General features: G+C 60.5%; 14 protein-coding genes. 7 read left to right on the top strand and 7 right to left on the bottom strand.

Annotated features, from left to right (window positions below; genetic code table 11):
- The first annotated feature begins 7 nt into the window (after positions 1 to 7).
- Genes melA through ACR0LW_RS07360 form a run of 7 tightly spaced genes read left to right on the top strand, consistent with a single transcriptional unit; the run spans position 8 to position 8,120 of the window.
- Positions 8 to 1,348: an alpha-galactosidase gene (gene melA, locus ACR0LW_RS07390; protein ID WP_480882088.1), complete on the top strand. Its 1,341-nt coding sequence runs from the start codon at positions 8 to 10 to the stop codon at positions 1,346 to 1,348.
- Positions 1,349 to 1,373: 25 nt separating this feature from the next.
- Entirely contained in the window at positions 1,374 to 3,083 is a 1,710-nt protein-coding gene (locus ACR0LW_RS07385) for an IlvD/Edd family dehydratase (RefSeq protein ID WP_480882087.1), read from the top strand.
- A complete protein-coding gene (locus tag ACR0LW_RS07380; RefSeq protein WP_480882086.1) occupies positions 3,083 to 3,850 on the top strand; it encodes an SDR family NAD(P)-dependent oxidoreductase in 768 nt (255 codons plus the stop codon). Before ACR0LW_RS07385 ends, ACR0LW_RS07380 begins: the two co-directional genes overlap by 1 nt.
- 4 nt (positions 3,851 to 3,854) lie before the next feature.
- Positions 3,855 to 4,748: a 2-dehydro-3-deoxygalactonokinase gene (locus ACR0LW_RS07375; RefSeq protein ID WP_480882085.1), complete on the top strand. Its 894-nt coding sequence runs from the start codon at positions 3,855 to 3,857 to the stop codon at positions 4,746 to 4,748.
- Positions 4,745 to 5,350, top strand: coding sequence for a 2-dehydro-3-deoxy-6-phosphogalactonate aldolase (locus ACR0LW_RS07370; protein ID WP_170736094.1), 606 nt, complete (start codon positions 4,745 to 4,747; stop codon positions 5,348 to 5,350). The genes ACR0LW_RS07375 and ACR0LW_RS07370 overlap by 4 nt, the downstream gene beginning before the upstream one ends.
- Positions 5,347 to 6,207: an SMP-30/gluconolactonase/LRE family protein gene (locus tag ACR0LW_RS07365; RefSeq protein ID WP_480882084.1), complete on the top strand. Its 861-nt coding sequence runs from the start codon at positions 5,347 to 5,349 to the stop codon at positions 6,205 to 6,207. Before ACR0LW_RS07370 ends, ACR0LW_RS07365 begins: the two co-directional genes overlap by 4 nt.
- Positions 6,204 to 8,120 carry a beta-galactosidase gene (locus tag ACR0LW_RS07360; protein WP_480882083.1) on the top strand — a complete coding sequence of 639 codons (1,917 nt, stop codon included), beginning with the start codon at positions 6,204 to 6,206 and terminating at the stop codon, positions 8,118 to 8,120. Before ACR0LW_RS07365 ends, ACR0LW_RS07360 begins: the two co-directional genes overlap by 4 nt.
- 38 nt (positions 8,121 to 8,158) lie before the next feature.
- On the opposite strand, the gene ACR0LW_RS07355 is transcribed toward ACR0LW_RS07360, so the two are convergent.
- The 7 genes from ACR0LW_RS07355 to ACR0LW_RS07325 all read right to left on the bottom strand — a co-directional run bounded on the left by ACR0LW_RS07355 (position 8,159) and on the right by ACR0LW_RS07325 (position 17,270).
- The gene (locus tag ACR0LW_RS07355) at positions 8,159 to 9,421 is read right to left on the bottom strand and encodes an ABC transporter permease (RefSeq protein ID WP_480882082.1); all 1,263 of its coding nucleotides are present in this window, start codon (positions 9,419 to 9,421) and stop codon (positions 8,159 to 8,161) included.
- A complete protein-coding gene (locus ACR0LW_RS07350; RefSeq protein ID WP_170453799.1) occupies positions 9,418 to 10,338 on the bottom strand; it encodes an ABC transporter permease in 921 nt (306 codons plus the stop codon). The genes ACR0LW_RS07355 and ACR0LW_RS07350 overlap by 4 nt, the downstream gene beginning before the upstream one ends.
- A gap of 12 nt (positions 10,339 to 10,350) precedes the next feature.
- Complete coding sequence (locus ACR0LW_RS07345) at positions 10,351 to 11,463, bottom strand: ABC transporter ATP-binding protein (RefSeq protein ID WP_170453800.1); 1,113 nt, start codon at positions 11,461 to 11,463, stop codon at positions 10,351 to 10,353.
- Positions 11,464 to 11,577: 114 nt separating this feature from the next.
- Positions 11,578 to 12,702 carry an extracellular solute-binding protein gene (locus ACR0LW_RS07340; protein ID WP_480882081.1) on the bottom strand — a complete coding sequence of 375 codons (1,125 nt, stop codon included), beginning with the start codon at positions 12,700 to 12,702 and terminating at the stop codon, positions 11,578 to 11,580.
- Positions 12,703 to 12,847: 145 nt separating this feature from the next.
- Positions 12,848 to 14,812 (bottom strand): beta-galactosidase, encoded by a 1,965-nt coding sequence (locus tag ACR0LW_RS07335; protein WP_480882080.1) that lies wholly within the window; start codon positions 14,810 to 14,812, stop codon positions 12,848 to 12,850.
- Positions 14,809 to 16,455: an amino acid ABC transporter permease gene (locus ACR0LW_RS07330; protein WP_480882079.1), complete on the bottom strand. Its 1,647-nt coding sequence runs from the start codon at positions 16,453 to 16,455 to the stop codon at positions 14,809 to 14,811. The genes ACR0LW_RS07335 and ACR0LW_RS07330 overlap by 4 nt, the downstream gene beginning before the upstream one ends.
- Before the next feature lie 65 nt (positions 16,456 to 16,520).
- A complete protein-coding gene (locus ACR0LW_RS07325) occupies positions 16,521 to 17,270 on the bottom strand; it encodes a basic amino acid ABC transporter substrate-binding protein (RefSeq protein WP_480882078.1) in 750 nt (249 codons plus the stop codon).
- Positions 17,271 to 17,278 lie beyond the last annotated feature (8 nt).

The following is a 17,278-nucleotide window of genomic DNA, read 5'->3' as shown; positions in this document are numbered from 1 at the left end:
TTGCAAAATGACCAAAATCGCCTTTGTCGGAGCGGGCTCGACGATCTTCATGCAGAACATCGTGGGCGACGCGCTGCTGACCCCTGCGCTGGCCGACAGCCACTTTGCGCTGATGGATATCAATCCCGAACGTTTGGCCGAAAGCGAAACGGTGGCCCGCGCCATGATCCGCTCGGTCGGTACGGGCGCAACCGTTTCAACGCATATTGACCGCCGCGCCGCGCTGGACGGGGCCGACTTTGTCATCACCGCCTTCCAGATCGGCGGATATGAGCCCTGCACGGTCACCGATTTCGAGATTCCCAAACAATACGGCCTGCGCCAGACCATTGCCGACACGCTGGGAGTCGGTGGCATCATGCGCGGGCTCCGCACGGTTCCGGTTCTGTGGGACGTGGCGCGCGATATGATGCAGCTTTGCCCCAACGCGACGCTGCTGCAATACGTCAACCCGATGGCGATCAACACATGGGCGCTGGCGGAACATTTCCCGGCGCTGAAACAGGTGGGCCTGTGCCACTCGGTCCAGAACACGGCCGAGGAACTGGCCCATGATCTGGACCTGCCCAAGGACGAATTCCGCTACAAGGTTGCGGGCGTCAACCACGTCGCTTTCTTCCTGAAACTGGAACATCAAGGCCGCGACCTTTACCCCGCACTGCGGCAAGGCTATGCCAGCGGTCGCCTGCCCAAACCGCCATTGCTGATGCCGCGTTGTCCCAACAAGGTGCGTTATGAGGTTATGGACCATCTTGGCTATTTCTGCACCGAAAGCTCGGAACATCTGGCAGAATACGTTCCGTGGTTCATCAAGGACGGGCGCGCGGACCTGATCGAGCAATTCTCGATCCCGCTGGACGAATACCCCACCCGCTGCATCGAACAGGTCGCCAACTGGAAAGAGCAGGCCAAGACGCTGACCGATGGCCGTGATATCACTGTCACCCGCAGCCATGAATTCGCCGCCGATCTGATGAACGCTATCGTCACCGATACGCCCTATGTGGCCTATGGCAACCTGCCCAACACCGGTCAAATCCCGCAACTGCCCCTTGGCGCTGCGGTCGAGACCCCCTGTCTGGTGGACAGCAACGGGGTGCAGCCTTCGGTCGTGACCGATATCCCGCCGCAACTGATCGCGCTGATGCGGACGCAGATCAATGTGCAGGAACTAACGGTGCGCGCTCTGGCCGATCAGAACCCGGAATATATCTATCATGCTGCCATGATGGACCCCCACACCGCTGCCGAGTTGGACCTGCGCCAGATCCGAAACTTAGTTGACGATCTGCTGATTGCGCATACCGACTGGCTGCCGGACTGGTGCAAACCCGCCAAGGCCGCCTGACCCCAAGAGTAGAAGGCTGACAAGAATGACAAAGAAACGCCGCTCAGCGCATTGGTACGGAAAGCTCGACAAGGACGGGTTCATCCACAGGTCCTGGATGAAGAACCAGGGCTTCCCCGATCACGCCTTCGACGGGCGACCGATCATCGGCATCTGCAACACCTGGTCCGAACTGACCCCCTGCAACTCGGGCCTGCGCGATCTGGCCGAGGGCGTCAAACGCGGCGTGTGGGAGGCCGGAGGTTTTCCGGTCGAGTTCCCGGTCATGTCGCTGGGCGAGACGCAAATGAAACCCACCGCCATGCTGTTCCGCAACCTGCTGGCGATGGATGTCGAGGAATCGATCCGCGCCTATGGCATCGACGGCGTTGTCCTGCTGGGCGGGTGTGACAAGACCACGCCGGGCCAGTTGATGGGCGCGGCATCGGTCGATTTGCCGTCAATCGTCGTCAGTTCCGGCCCGATGCTGAACGGCAAATATCGCGGTCAGGATATCGGCTCGGGCACCGATGTGTGGAAATTCTCCGAGGCCGTGCGCGCCGGAGAGATGACGCTGCAGGACTTCATGAACGCCGAATCCGGCATGTCGCGCAGCGCCGGGGTTTGCATGACCATGGGCACGGCTTCGACTATGGCGTCGCTGGTCGAGGCGATGGGCATGTCCCTGCCCACCAATGCCGCCCTGCCCGCAGTTGACGCCCGCCGCATGGCGCTGGCGCATCTGACCGGCAAGCGGATTGTCGAGATGGTGGATGAAGACCTCAAACCCTCCGACATTCTGAGCAAAGAGGCGTTTGAAAACGCCATCCTCGCCAACGCAGCCGTTGGAGGTTCCACCAACGCGGTGGTTCACCTGCTCGCGTTGGCGGGTCGTGTCGGCGTCGATCTGACGTTGAAAGACTTTGAGATCGGTTCCGAAATCCCCCTGCTGGTCAATTGCATGCCTTCGGGCAAGTACCTGATGGAGGATTTCTGTTATGCAGGCGGCGTGCCGGTGGTTCTGAACGAACTCAAGCCCTTCCTGCGCCCGGCAAAAACGGTTTTGAACAAGGACATCTCGGCCCATTACGAAGGTGCTGAATGCTTCAACTCAGACGTGATCCGCCCTTCCAACGACCCGGTGAAACCCGCTGCTGGCCTACGCGTGCTGCGGGGCAATCTGGCACCGAATGGGGCCATCGTGAAACCTTCGGCGGCCACAGACGCTTTGCTGGAAACCGAAGCTGAGGCTTACGTTTTTGAGAATATCGAAGACCTCAAAGCCAATATCGACCGCGATGACCTGCCGGTGACTCCTGAGACCATTCTGGTGCTCAAAGGCTGCGGCCCCAAGGGTTATCCGGGCATGCCCGAAGTCGGCAATATGCCGATCCCTGCCAAGCTGGTGAAAGAAGGCGTGCGCGACATGATCCGCATTTCCGACGCGCGCATGTCGGGGACCGCCTATGGCACTGTCATTCTGCATGTCAGCCCCGAGGCGCAGGCGGGCGGTACTCTGGCGTTGGTCAAAACCGGCGACCGCATCCGCGTTTCGGCCAGTAAGGGCGAGTTGGAACTTCTGGTCGATGAAAAGGAACTGGACGCCCGCCGCGCGGCATGGCAACCGGACGACCCGCACTACACCCGCGGCTATGCAAAACTCTATATCGACCACGTGCTGCAAGCCGATCAGGGCGCAGACCTTGATTTTCTTGTCGGCAAAGATACCCGCCTTGTGACCAGAGAGAGCCATTGATGACCCAACCCGCCACATTCCATGACCTGAACGGGGCGTCTGTCTATATCACCGGCGGCGGCTCGGGCGTCGGTGCAGCCCTAACGGATGGGTTCCTGGCGCAAGGGGCAAACGTTGCCTTCATCGGCCGCTCGGACGCCAGCGCTTTTGTCGAAGAAATGCGTGATAAACACGGTCGCGCCCCGCTGTTCATGCAGGGCGACATGACCGACACCGAATTGCTGCGCGCCACCATGCAAAAAGCCGCCGAGGCGCATGGACCCCTGAATGTGCTGATCAATAACGCGGCCAATGACAAACGCCACTCGCTGGAAGAAACCACAACCGAGTTTTGGGACTGGATGATCGAGGTCAACCTCAAGGCCTATTACTTCGCCTGTCAGGAAGCCGCGCGGCAAATGCAGGATAAGGGCGGTGCCATCGTCAATTTCAGCTCGATCAGTTACATGATGGGCAATGCGGGCTATCCGATCTACACGACCTCGAATGCCGGGATCACCGGCATGACGCGGTCCTTGGCGCGCGAATTGGGGCCGCAGAACATCCGCGTCAACGCCTTGGCCCCGGGCTGGGTACTGACGCAGAAACAACTGGATATGTGGGCCACGCCCGAAGATCTGGCCGCCCATATGGATCGCCAATGCCTGAAAGAACACCTGACGCCCGAGGACATGATCGCACCGACCCTGTTTCTGGCGTCTCAGGCCAGCCGCGCCATGACCGGGCAGTGCATGGCCGTTGACGGCGGCGTAGTGGTATCGGGGTGACGCGATGAAGACCGAATGGATTGCTGTCGATTGGGGAACCTCTCACTTACGGGCCTGGGCCATGCAGGGCGACACGGTGCTGGATCAGGCGCAGTGTGATCTGGGCATGGCCCGAGTTGCGCCGGGCGCGTTTCAATCTGCGCTGCTGGCGCTGGTGCAAGATTGGCTGGGCGATGCGCCCGTCGATGTCGTCGCCTGTGGCATGGTTGGCGCGCGGCAAGGCTGGGCCGAAGCGCCTTATGCCGCTGTGCCCTCGGCCCCCGTACCAAATGCGCCGGTTCGTGTTCCCGGCACCGATCCGCGTATTCGGGCCTTTATCGTGCCGGGTCTGAAACAAGCGGCGCCGCCAGATGTGATGCGGGGCGAAGAAACCCAGATCGCCGGATTTCTGGCCGGGCATCAGAACTGGGACGGCGTGTTGTGTCTGCCCGGCACCCATACCAAATGGGTTCAGATCAGCGCGGGCGAAGTGATCAGCTTCCGCACCTTCATGACGGGTGAGATGTTTGACCTGCTGTGCGGGCAATCGGTTCTGAAACATTCGGTCGGCGAAGGTTGGGACGATCCGGCCTTTGCCGAGGCTGTGGCAGACACTTTGTCAAAACCGGAAAATCTGGCTGGACGTTTGTTTGGTCTGCGCGCAGCGGACCTGTTGCAGGGGCAGGACAGGGCCATTGCCCGGGCGCGTCTGTCCGGCCTGTTGATCGGGGCCGAGCTTGCGGCGACCCGGCCTTATTGGCTGGGCCAGCAACTGGCCATAATCGGTGCGGACGAGGTCTCGAAGATCTATGCGCAAGCCCTGCAGCAACAGGGCGCATTCGTCGAGACGGCGGATGCCACGCTCTCCACTCTGGCCGGTCTGGCACTGGCCCGCACGCTGACGAAGGAAACCGCATGAGCCGTCCGATCATCGCCATTCTTCGCGGATTGAAGCCATCGGAGGCTGAAACCGTCGGCCGTGTCATTATCGAGGCGGGCATCGACCGGATCGAGGTGCCGCTGAACTCACCCGACCCGCTGGACAGCATCGTCCGATTGGCCTCTGCCTTCGGAGAGCAGGCGTTAATAGGTGCGGGGACGGTGTTGACCGTTCAACAGGTAGAGGATGTCGCACAGGCCGGTGGGAAACTGATTGTGTCACCGAATTTCGACGCCGAGGTGATTGCGCGCACGATTGCGCTGAACCTGCAAAGCTGGCCGGGTGTATACACGCCGACCGAAGCTTTTGCCGCCTTAAAGGCCGGGGCTACGGGGTTGAAGCTGTTTCCGGGTGTCACCGCCGGACCATCCGGTCTGGCCGCGCTGCGCCCGGTTCTACCGCAAGGGACACTGGTTTTTGCCGTCGGCGGTGCAGGGCCCGAGAATTTCGATCAGTGGCTCGCCGCAGGCGCAGACGGGTTCGGCATTGGGTCGGCCCTGTTCAAGCCGGGTATGGACATCGCCGAAATCTCGGAACGGGCCATCCGGATTGTTGCAGCCTATGACGAGGCTGTGGGATGAGCGCCATATTCGACAACCGCCCCTGCGAATTGGGCGAAGGCCCGTTGTGGCATCCCGAGCGGCAACAGCTTTTCTGGTTTGATATCCTGAACAAGCGTCTGATGACCCAGGAAGCAGGCGAACAGAAAAGTTGGGACTTTTCCGAACATGTCTCAGCCGCGGGTTGGGTGGATCACGATACGTTGCTGATCGCGTCCGAAACCGGGCTGTGGCGGTTTTCCCTGACCACGGGGCGCAAGGATCTGGTGGTGGCGCTGGAGGCCGACAACCCGATCACCCGGTCGAATGACGGGCGCGCGGACCCGTGGGGTGGGTTCTGGATCGGCACCATGGGCAAGCGGGCCGAGCCGGGTGCCGGTTCGATTTACCGCTTTTGGCAGGGCGAGTTGCGCCGCCTTGTTCCCGATGTGACCATCTCGAACGCGATCTGTTTCGCGCCGGATCGGTCATGCGCCTTCTATGCCGACACCAAGACGCGGCAGGTCATGCGCTGGCCTTTGAACGCCGAAACCGGATGGCCCGAAGGCGAGGCGTCGGTGTTTCTGAACCTGTGGACCGACAGGCTGAACCCGGATGGCGCTGTGGTCGATGCGGCGGGCAATATCTGGATCGCGCAATGGGGCGACCACCGGGTTGCCGCCTATGACCGCTCGGGCAAATACCTGCATTCGGTGCGTTTCGATGCGGCCCATACCTCATGCCCGGCCTTTGGCGGCGATGAACTGACAACGCTTTTTTGCACCACAGCCCGCGAAGGGCTGAGCGCCGAGGCGATCCAAACCCAACCTTCCAACGGAATGACCTTTACCGCGCTGAATGCCGGTCAGGGTCAGGCAGAACACAGAGTCCTCTTATGAAGCCAGAACTTGGCGTTTGTTATTACCCCGAACACTGGCCCGAGGCTGTTTGGGCCGAAGACGTTGCGCGCATGATTGAGGCGGGCTTGCGCTGGGTGCGGATCGGTGAATTCGCCTGGAGCCGGATGGAGCCATCGCCGGGCGACCTGCAATTCGACTGGCTGGATCGCGCTATCGATACGCTGGGCGCGGCGGGCCTGAAGGTTGTTCTTGGTACGCCAACAGCCACGCCCCCGCGCTGGATGCTGGACAAACACCCGGATATGTTGGCCGTCGATGCTCAGGGTCAGGTTCGCAAGTTCGGCTCGCGGCGGCATTACTGTTTCAGCCATCGTGGATACATTGAGGACTGCGCGCGGATCACCCGGATCATGGGTGAGCGCTATGGCCGAAATCCGCATGTTGCGGCCTGGCAGATCGACAATGAATATGGCTGTCATGACACCACGCTCAGCTACAGCCCCCCCGCCCTGAACGCGTTTCGGCGCTGGTTGGCGGATCGCTATGGCTCGGTCCAGGCGCTGAACGAAGCGTGGGGGAATGTGTTCTGGTCGATGGAATACAGCAGTTTCGACCAAATCGACCTGCCCAACCTGACCGTGACGGAACCCAATCCGGCCCATGTTCTGGCCTTCCGCCGATTTAGCTCGGATCAGGTGGTGGCGTTCAACAAGGCGCAGGTGGAGGTGCTGCGGGATCTGACAGATGCGCCCCTGCTGCACAACTATATGGGCCGCGTGCTGGAGTTCGACCATTTCGATGTGGGGGCCGATCTGGATATCGCCACCTGGGACAGCTATCCGCTTGGGTTCCTGTCGGATCGGCTGGAGGACGGTGCGGAGCACAAAACCAAATACCTGCAACAGGGCGACCCGGATATGCAGGCCTTCCATCATGACCTGTATCGCGCTGTCGGACGGGGTCGCTGGTGGGTGATGGAACAGCAACCCGGCCCGGTGAACTGGGCCCCGTACAACCCAGCCCCCCTTCCCGGCATGGTCCGTCTGTGGTCGCTTGAGGCCGTGGCGCATGGGGCCGAAGTGGTCAGTTACTTCCGCTGGCGACAAGCACCCTTTGCGCAGGAACAGATGCATGCCGGATTACTGACGCCAGGCAATCGCCCTGCCCCGGCCTTGGCCGAGGCGCGCCAGACAGTCGATGATCTGGCCACCTTGGGCGAGGTTCAGCAGGAACAGGCCCGCGTGGCGATCCTGTTCGACTATGCCTCGGACTGGGCTTGGGTGACGCAACCTCAGGGTGCCGGGTTTGATTATTTCCGACTGGTGTTCTCGGCCTATCGCGCGTTGCGGCGGGCCGGGGTGTCGGTGGATTTCGTCCCGGCGAACGCTGTTCCCGACGGCTACGCGATGATCCTTGCACCGGGATTGGCAACGGTCGATGAGGGCCTGGAACAGCGTCTGTCAGACGCCTGCGATCTGGCCATTCTCGGCCCGCGAGCCGGGGCCATCACCGGCGATTTCCAAATCCCCACGACGGGCCGCCCCGGTTTGAACGGTTTGGACTGCGACGTCGATCTGGTCGAGACGCTGCCACCGAATATCCAGCGCCCTGTGGCAGGTGGCGGATCGGCGCAGCACTGGATTGACCGGGTATCCGGTGCCGCCCCCGACCTGCTGAGCTTTGAGGATGGAACCCCTGCCCTGAAAGGGGACGGCGGATTGTGGTATCTGGCCGGGTTCCCGGATGAGGCGCTGTGGGACCGCGTCATTGCGATGGCTGCGGAGACGACAGGGCTGACCCTGCATCCCCTGCCCGACGGGTTGCGAAAGCGTGAAACGGCCCAGCACGTTTTCCTGATCAACTACAACGCCGACCCGGTTGAATGGAACGGTCACCGCATTGCGGGTTGCGATGTCCTGATCCTGAAACGCGCACGGCCCGAACGGATCTAGTTTCCGTCCGGGCCGAGGCTGTTTTTCAGCGCCTGCGACTAGTCGCTTTGCAGACTGTTGGGGTCAAAGGCGCCGCCAAAGCCGCCATTGTTTGATGGCTGCTCTTCGGTCTCTGACTCATCGTTTTCGGCCTCTCCGCCACCCAGCGCATTGGGGGCAAACACGTTTCCGAATCCGCTGTTGTTCGACGGTTTCGGCGCGGTTTGCGTTGTGCCTTGTTCGGCCTCTTCCGCCTCGCGCTGTTTGCGGCGCTCCTCGCGCTGCTTTCGCAGTTCCTGAATGCGCTGTTCGGCTTCCAGCTGTTTTTGCTCGCGCACGTCGGCGATGCACTGACCGGGGTTGTAGGCCGTAGCCGTGCCGACGACCGTGATCGACGCAACCGCGAAGACCACCAGCAGAACCGCAGCCATATTGCCCGCGAAGAAGCTGGGCAGTTTGATCTTGCTTGCCAGTTCCTCAACGGTGGCGTTCTTGCGCGCTGCGGCCACCAGTTCCTGACGCTTCAGCTTGGCCTCGTTCAGCAGGGCAAAGAACACCGTCAGAACCACGATGATAAAGGCCAGCGCCGAGATCGAAGGCGTGATGCCATAACGCACCTTCTGCGCCAGTTCGATGGTCAGCGTCGGGTATTCGCCAAAGGTGAAGGTGGTGGTGTTGTAGTTCTCGAACGAGGCGAGAAACGCCAGCACCGCCGCCGACGCAATCGCCGGGCGCATGAAGGGCAGCAGGATTTTACGAAACGCCTGTGCGTGGGTTGCACCCAGGTCCAGCGCCGCCTCGGTCAGGGCCACGTCATAGCGTTGCAGACGCGCCACCAGAACCAGCATGCAATAGCTGGCGATAAAGGTGGATTGGCCGATCACCGTCAGGAAAATCCCGTTCGACAACACACTGTCCGCACCCAGCCCCAGCATCCGGTTGATCCGGTCCCAGAACACCAGCGTCGAGATACCCAGAACAACGCCCGGGATCAGGATCGGCGCGATGATGATCGTGTAGTAGGTGGCGCGCAGCTTGGGCCAGATCTGCGTCAGCAGCAGCGCCCCGGCCAAACCCATCGCCACCGACAGTACGACGGTCCCGGCCCCGATGATCAGCGAGTTCTTGATGCCGTTCAGGATGCGTTGATCCTGAAACAGCTCTCCGAACCACTGGAAGGTCAGGCATTCCCACGGGCTCATCCTTGGGAAGCTGGGCGAGTTGAAGGCGGTGATCGACATGATCACCAGCGGTCCCAGCAGATACAGGAAGAAGATCGTCAGATAGACCCAGATACTTATGCGGAGGAAGGAATTATTCATTTCCCGATATCCCCCATGTTCACCTTGAACAGGCGCATCACGGCCAGCACGAACAGGATACAGGTCACCAGCAGCACGATGGCGTAGGCGGCCCCTTGTGGCCAGTCATTGTTGTCGTTGAACTGCTGATAGATCAGCTGCGTGAACCACAGGCTGGACGGCCCGCCAAGAATTTGCGGCGCGGCCAGCGCACCGGCGGACAGCATGAACACCATGGTACAGCCCGAACTGATGCCCGGCTTGGCATAAGGGATCACGACCCGCCAGTGAATGCGCCACCATGGGGCACCCAGATCGCGCGCGGCCTCAATCTGATTGCCGTCCAGACTTTCGATCACGTTATACATCGGGAAGATCATCAGCAGGATGTAGGCGTAGCCCAAACCGGCATAGAGCGCGATGTCGTTGCGGATGAAATCAAACGGCGTGTCCCAGATGCCCAGACCCATGAACAGGGTGTTCAGAACCCCGGTCTCACCAAAGATGATCCGCAGGGCAAAGGCGCGCAGGATCTCGTTGATCCAATAGGGGATGATCAGCATGATCGCGAAAATGCGGATGTGATTGCCCTTGGACTGACCCAGGTAATAGGCAATCGGGTAGCACAGGATCAGGTTGAAGATCGTCACACAGACCGCCGCCAGCAACGTGCGGAAGAACACGCGCAGATCGACCGCGTTGTAAGCCTGACTGCCGCCTTCGGGGCCGTAGATCAGGTATTTGTAGTTCTCCAGCGTGTAAACGTCCTTGGGGCCACCAATTTCAGGCGGCGGCAGGTTGGGACGGAACGAAAAATCCAGCATCGACAATTGCGGCAGGATGATCAGGCCGATGGTCCAGAACAGGACCAGACCAAGGATCATCAACCCCATGCCGGTGCCATTGCGGTTGAAGAAATCTTTCAGAAATCGGGGCATCTGTTGAACCCCTTACTCTGCCGCCAGTTCACCCGCGGGAACCAGAACCGCATTGCGGGCCTCGTATTCCAGCGTGATGGTCTGGCCGGTGTGATCTTCGAAGGATTGCCCCAGGTTTGGCAGAGATACCTTGATCTCTTTCCCGCCATCCCCTTCGGTGAAGATGTTGAAAACGTTGCCCTCGAATTCTTCGTGATTGACGCGGGCGGTGACGAAATGGTCTCCGGTTGCGCCATCCGGGGCAATGGCAAAGGCCTCGGGGCGGATGAACATCATTGCGTCATCGCCTTCTTTCATCTTGCCCTGATTGGCGGACGAAATCCGCGCCACCAAATCGCCCGAGCGGTTGGTCGCGATCAGCGCCTCGTTGCCCATCACCTGCTTGATCTTGCCACGGAACACGTTGTTCTCGCCCACGAATGAGGCCGCAAAGGCCGTGTTGGGGTCGTTGTAGATGGTTTTGCCGTCCGCGATCTGATCGATCACCCCGGCGCGCATGACGGCGATATTGTCCGACATGGTCAGCGCCTCACCCTGATCGTGGGTGATGTAGATGAAGGTGATGCCGACGCGCTGCTGAATTTCGCGCAGCTCGGTGCGCATGTGCTGGCGCAGTTTCAGGTCGAGCGCAGAAAGCGGTTCGTCCAGCAGCAACACGTCGGGTTCAGCGCACAGCGCGCGGGCAATGGCGACGCGTTGACGCTGACCGCCCGAAAGCTCGCTGGGCAGTTTGTCGCCCTGTCCCGGCAGAGCGATCATGTCCAGCAACTCATCGGCGCGCTTGCGGCGTTGCGCGGCGCTGGCCCCCTTGATCTCCATCGAGAAGGTGATGTTCTCCCACACTTTCATCAGCGGGAACAACGCGAGGTTCTGGAAGATCAGTGCTGTCGGGCGTTTGTTGGGTCCGATCCCGCGCATGTCATTGCCACCGATCAGCACCTTGCCTTCGCTGGGGTCAAGAAACCCCGAAACCGCGCGCAGGATCGTTGTCTTGCCACAGCCCGAGGGGCCAAGAAACGAAAAGAAATCGCCCCCGTTGATGTTCACATTGGCATCGCGCACGGCGACGAAATCGCCGAAACGGATCCACAGGTTTTCCAGATCTACTCCGACCCCTGCACTCATTTTAGATATCTCCGTCTGGGGCACATGATTTTCGCACCCTGATAGGCCTGTCGCGCCACAAGGGCGCGCAGGGATCAGCCCCCCGCATCTGCAAGGGGCCGGGGTTCGAAACGCTTAGGCGCTTTTGAACTTGTTGACGAACTCGGTGCGGGTTTCCGCATACCAGGGCGCTTCGGCAGGCCACGGGTTGAGGTTGGCCAGTGAGTCGCCCGGATAGGCCTCGGCAAAGTTCTTCTTGTAGGTGTCGCCCGAATACTGGTCGGCACCAAGAACGGGCGAGTTGTACCCGTGGCTGTCGATCGCAACACCGGCCGGTTTCGCCTGATAGGCAAAGTCGATGAAGGCATAGACCTGATCGATATTGGCAGCACCCGTCGGCATCGAGATGCCGTCAACCCAAGCCATCGCACCTTCGACCGGTGCCTGATAGTGCACAGGCTCACCGGCCGATTTCAGGGCCAGCGGCGGGCCGTCCCAGGTCTGCCCAACCACAACGCCTTCGTTCAGCAGGCCGTTTTTCTGCGTATCTGCGTCGTTCCAGATCAGCTTGATCCGATCCTTACGCGCCACGCACCAGTCGGTGATCTGACCCCAGACCTTGCGCATGGTGTCTTCGTCACCATAAGCGGCCCAGACCGAGCCAGGCTCCATCTCGCCCGAGCGTTCCATATAGAGACCCGCGCCCAGCATCATCGAATGTGCACGGCCCATGGTCTTGCCCGCGTTCTCTTCCGACCAGACGTCGCCATAGGACGGTGCGTCGCCTTCCGGCAGCCACAGGTCGGTGCGATAGGCGATGCCTTCGGTGCCCCAGATATGCGGCAGCCAGTGTGCGCCGCTGTCACCAAAGTTCCACGCGTCGGTGCCGATCTTGGCCATCGCCGGGTTCACCAGATCAACCGGAACCTTGTTCATGTCGAACGGTTGCAGCAGTTCCAGCGGCTCCCACTGAAGCGAGCGGTTGTTGGTGGGCGACACGATGTCAAAGCCCTGGCCCTTGGTGGCCTTCATCTTGTTGATGATTTCTTCGTTCGACCCGATACCGGTGTAGTTCACCTTGATCCCGGTCAGGGTCTCGAACTCTTCAATGAAACTGGGCGGAAGATAGTCCGACCACATCAGGATATTGATCTCACCCGACGACGCCAGCGCGCTTTTGCTGAAAAGCGGTGCGGCCAATGCAGCCGCGCCTGCGCCTTTTAGCACCGTGCGTCTGGAAAGGGATTTCCGTTCTACCATTTTGATGTCTCCCATAGTTGGACGTTTGTTTTTGTTATGTGATTGCAGGCCAGAATGTTGCGGCAGAGCTTTTTGTCCAAAAGTGACAGTTGCCAGTTTCCATGAGTCCAGTTTGCAGCCACGTCCGGTGTTTTCCGTGAGGGTGTCACGACTCGTGCCAGACAGCGATACCATAGGGCGGGATTCTCGAACTACCAATAACGTACTGGCGTGAATCGTCGAATTTAAGAACCTGTTCATCGGGGCCGTAGTTAAAGGCAAAGCCCAGATCACCCCGGCGGGTGATTCGCAGATCAAGCCCGCAGTCAGTTTTCCGTAGTCCGGCCCAGTCCAGAACGTCTGCCAAAACAGCCTGTAGCAGGTCGCCGCGCGGGATCATGGCCAAATAAGTCGCCTGGTCCGACCGCACAATCGCCGGGCTTCCATCCCGGTAAGCGCTTGAAAAACAGCCAAGTACCTGATCGCCGGTCTCGATGACCTCGCGCCAGCCCGTGAAGGGATACGTTGTTCCATCGGGCATCCGGACGGATTCCTGTGCCAGATCGGGAAGCGATTCCACCCGCAGAACCCGGACACCCGCCAGATCGGACAACACGCCAGGCGCCAGATTTGATGGCGTGTGCATGTCCTCGGTCTTGCTGCCGGCGCGCGCGCCGATCAGCAGTTTGGCCTTGCTGGCCTGAAGCTTTTCCGCCAGTGCAACAGAAACGATCATGACCTGAGGGATCACGATCAGGCGATACCCGGACAGGTCGTCATCTGGCCCTATAAAATCCAGATCAACGCCCTGCGCGCGCAATCCGGCATACCATTCCCGCAGGATATGGGCGTTTGGAAAGGCGTCATCATGGGGCAGAATATCGGCGGCCCAGACCGAGGTATAATCCAGCAATATTGCCACCTGCGCCCTTTCCCGCTGTACCGGAGGCAGCGCATCGCGCTCGACCGCCACCTGCGCCAGTTCAATTGCCGCCTGATCCGCGCTGCCATCGGAACGAAGCAGCGCGGTGTGATATTGCTCTTGCGCGAAGCGGGCCTGCCGCCAGCGAAAGAACATCACGGCCTGCGCGCCATGGGCATACGCGGCCCATGTCCATAGCCGGATCATGCCATCCGCAGGCGAAGGGTTCTTCTCGGCCCAGTCCACCGGGCCGGGCTGTTGTTCCAGCACCCACATCCGCCCCCGCCCCTGCGAGCGATAGAGGTCGCAGTGAAACCCCTGATAATCCGGCGCGCCGCTACGAAGATAGCGGTGCTTGTCCGCGTCCGACAGGGTCGATCCCAACAGGTTGCCCAGCGGGTAACTGTCAAACCCGACAATATCCAGATCTTTGGCAACGGCGTGGTGATCGAACTCGAAACTACCTGCCATGAAGTTGTGGGTGATGTCCCGTCCCGGCGCATGTTCCCTTAGAATATCCGCCTGCGCCTTGTTGAAAATCCGGACCCGATCCGAGGAATAGCGCGCGAAATCCAGCGCATGGGTCGGGTTCGGCGTCGCAACCAGCCCACTAGGCAGTTCGATCTGGTCAAAACTGGAATAGAGCATCCCCCAGAACACCGTACCCCATCTTTCGTTCAGCGCCTCAATCGAGCCATAGCGATCCCGCAACCAGCAGCGGAACCCGTCGCGGGCGGCGTCCGAATAGCTCAGCACCGTGTCGTGGTCATTGTATTCATTGTCGATTTGCCACGCATGAACATGCGGGTTCTGGCCGTACCGCCGCGCGTATTCGGTCGCAATGCGGCGGGCTTCTTCCAAATAAACTTCGCTGGAGAAACAATAATGCCTGCGCGACCCGAACCCACGCACGCGGCCGTCAGGGCCGACGGGCAGGATCTCGGGGTGCTCATCTATCAGCCATTTTGGCGGCGAGGCTGTCGGTGTCGACATCATCACACGCAGGCCCGCATCGCCCAGAATACCGATCACCTCATCCAGCCAGCCCCATTCGAACTGACCACGCTTGGGCTCGATCAGCCCCCAGGTGAATTCGGCAATGCGCACCCAATCCAGCCCCATTTCGACCATTCGGGCCGCATCGTCACGCCATTGGGACGGGTCCCATTGTTCGGGGTAGTAGCAAACCCCAAGTTCTAACCGGCTCATCTGGTGTCCTTCGCGGTGCGGCGTTCGATCCACTTCAGGAAGCTGGCGCAGCCCAAAGTGATCACGACATACAGGATCGCCGCCGTGTTGAAGGGCGCAAAGGGCAGGAAGCTGGCGGCCTGAAACTCTCGCATCCGTTGAGTCATGTCACGCACCGACAGGATCGACAGCAGCGAGGTGTCCTTGATCATCGCGATGAATTCGTTGCCCAAGGGCGGTGTCACGATCCGCAGCGCCTGTGGTAGCACGATCAGGCGCGCGGTTTGCCAGCGGGACAGGCCCAACGAACTGCCTGCCTCTAACTGCCCTTTGGGGATGGCTTCGATCCCTGACCGGAAAATCTCGGCCATGTAGGCGGAATACCCAACCGAGATGGCGATTATCCCGCGGGTCATGTTGGTCATGTCGATACCGCCGCCGGTCGCATCCTTCACGGCCCCGGCCAGTGGCAAACCGATATAGAGGATGATCACCAACATCGGAATGCCCCGGATCGTGTCCACAAAGAACTCAGCCCCAACCGCAAGCGGATGCAGTTTGTGCTGCGCGCCGCCGATGGTCAGGGTCAGAAGCAGAAAGCCAAACACCGCAAAGGCCAGCGCCGGGTTGCGGTACGTGTCGGGCAGGAAACTGGTCTGCCACAACACCGGGTAGCCCTGCGTATGCGCCTCGACCGGCACAAACGCGCCCGAGACGCTGTCGACCGTTTCGATCTGCTCCAACGCGCTGGCCGCATCGGTTGCGCTGCGGATGCGGTATTGTTGATCTCCTCCGCCGTCGAATTCGCCAAACCGGATGATATCGGCCTGCGCTTGCGGCGTGCCGCGCACGATGGCGATCCGCGCCTCGGTGCTGCCGACGAGGATATAGCTCACCTTTGGCTGCATGAAGAAAAACGTCGATATGGCCAGCAACGACAGGCTGATCGCCCCGTAGATCATCGTCGTGCGCGCCCTGGCCTTGAACGATTGCAGCCCCACCCAGATCAGCCCAAGGATGGCGGCGAAGATATAGGCAAAAATCGCCGCGCGGAATGTGATGGCGACGCCGGTGGCAAACTGCCAATGGGCCATGAACATCAGATAGAACAATGCGGCCCCGGTCAGGACCTCAAACCCCAACTGCACATACCCGCGCATCGGATTGGGCAAACGGCCCGAGACCGAACACGCCGCAATGATCACTGCGTAAGCCGCCAGCAGAACCTGTAAACCCGTCTGCACCTGCGCGACCACCTCGGGGAACAGCACCCAGGTTTGGTTGGACCGGTCAATCAGGGTCGAGGTGTTTTCGCTGAGGGCATGAAAGAACACGGATTCGGCGAAAGGCATCAGCAATTGCGGAGCGACAAAGGCCAGTATCGACAAGCCAACCGCCACCGGAAACGCGACAAGCGCCGTGAGGCGCAACCACAGGGGGGCTTGGGATTGAAACCGCGTATGCCGGGCGCAGAGATACCCCAATATCGCGGCCGTCAGGACCAGCAGAAAGCCCACAAAGATCGGCCCCGCATTGTTGCCGATCCCCAGAATGGCCACCAGGGACCGCAGGTATTTCGACGACGTGGCGAACAGGTAAATGATAAACGGCGCGGCGGCGAGCAACACAAGGTTGCTCGGGCGGATCGAGCTGAGGCGCGACATGGGGTTCTCCGCTAAGTCAAAGCCCCGGCGATTGGGTCCGCCGGGGCTGTTCGTGTCTTATGGGATTAGTTGGTGCCCCAGTATTTCGCTTTCAGTTCGTCCAAAGTGCCGTCTTCCTGAATGGCGGCCAGCCCGGTGTTGATCGCATCCACGGTCGGGTCGCCTTCCTGAAACACGATGCCCAGCGGGTCGGATTGCAGGCCGGTGATGCCCACGGTCAGCTCTCCGGCGAACTCCTGCTCGTAAGCCGAAGCCGAGGTGCCGTCGATGATCACGCCCTGCACATCGGCGTTTTGCAGCGCCAGAATGGCGGCCGAGAAGTTGTCATACAGGCTGACATTCTCGCGCCCGACCAGTTCTTCGGCCAGTTGTGCGTTGGTGGTGCCGGTCTGCGCGGCCAGTTTCTGACCCCCGGCCTTGAAGTCATCCAGCGTCATGTCGCCATTGTCCACCTGCAGCAGGATGGCCTGGCTGACGATGATGTAGGGTTCGGAAAAATCCATGGTCTCTTCGCGTTCATCGGTGATCGACACGCCCGAGATCACCAGATCGAACTCACCCTGCTGAAGCGCGGCAAAGATGCCGTCCCAGGCGGTGTTGACGAAGTTGGGCACGCAATTGACCTTGGCGCAGATCGCATTCATCACATCCACGTCGAAGCCCACGATCTCACCCGTTGTTTCATCCACGGTTTCCATCGGCGGATAAGTGGCATCTGTCCCGATCTTCAGCACGCGGCCTTCAAGATCATCGGCAAAAGCTGCGGGCGCGGTCATCGCGGCAAGGGCCGCTGCGGCAAATAGATGTTTGAACATGTTCGGTT

It is taken from the genome of Ruegeria sp. N4 (assembly GCF_056531425.1).
Note: the sequence above shows the minus strand (reverse complement) of the source record. Positions and strands in the feature narration are given on the sequence as shown.

Bases quoted from the DNA above. Each gene is read 5' to 3' on its own strand.
- ACR0LW_RS07340 (WP_480882081.1), bottom strand. From the start codon at position 12,702: ATGGTAGAACGGAAATCCCTTTCCAGACGCACGGTGCTAAAAGGCGCA.
- ACR0LW_RS07335 (WP_480882080.1), bottom strand. From the start codon at position 14,812: ATGAGCCGGTTAGAACTTGGGGTTTGCTACTACCCCGAACAATGGGAC.
- ACR0LW_RS07375 (WP_480882085.1), top strand. From the start codon at position 3,855: ATGAAGACCGAATGGATTGCTGTCGATTGGGGAACCTCTCACTTACGG.
- ACR0LW_RS07370 (WP_170736094.1), top strand. From the start codon at position 4,745: ATGAGCCGTCCGATCATCGCCATTCTTCGCGGATTGAAGCCATCGGAG.
- ACR0LW_RS07345 (WP_170453800.1), bottom strand. From the start codon at position 11,463: ATGAGTGCAGGGGTCGGAGTAGATCTGGAAAACCTGTGGATCCGTTTC.
- ACR0LW_RS07365 (WP_480882084.1), top strand. From the start codon at position 5,347: ATGAGCGCCATATTCGACAACCGCCCCTGCGAATTGGGCGAAGGCCCG.
- ACR0LW_RS07360 (WP_480882083.1), top strand. From the start codon at position 6,204: ATGAAGCCAGAACTTGGCGTTTGTTATTACCCCGAACACTGGCCCGAG.
- ACR0LW_RS07325 (WP_480882078.1), bottom strand. From the start codon at position 17,270: ATGTTCAAACATCTATTTGCCGCAGCGGCCCTTGCCGCGATGACCGCG.
- ACR0LW_RS07385 (WP_480882087.1), top strand. From the start codon at position 1,374: ATGACAAAGAAACGCCGCTCAGCGCATTGGTACGGAAAGCTCGACAAG.
- melA (WP_480882088.1), top strand. From the start codon at position 8: ATGACCAAAATCGCCTTTGTCGGAGCGGGCTCGACGATCTTCATGCAG.
- ACR0LW_RS07330 (WP_480882079.1), bottom strand. From the start codon at position 16,455: ATGTCGCGCCTCAGCTCGATCCGCCCGAGCAACCTTGTGTTGCTCGCC.
- ACR0LW_RS07355 (WP_480882082.1), bottom strand. From the start codon at position 9,421: ATGAATAATTCCTTCCTCCGCATAAGTATCTGGGTCTATCTGACGATC.
- ACR0LW_RS07380 (WP_480882086.1), top strand. From the start codon at position 3,083: ATGACCCAACCCGCCACATTCCATGACCTGAACGGGGCGTCTGTCTAT.
- ACR0LW_RS07350 (WP_170453799.1), bottom strand. From the start codon at position 10,338: ATGCCCCGATTTCTGAAAGATTTCTTCAACCGCAATGGCACCGGCATG.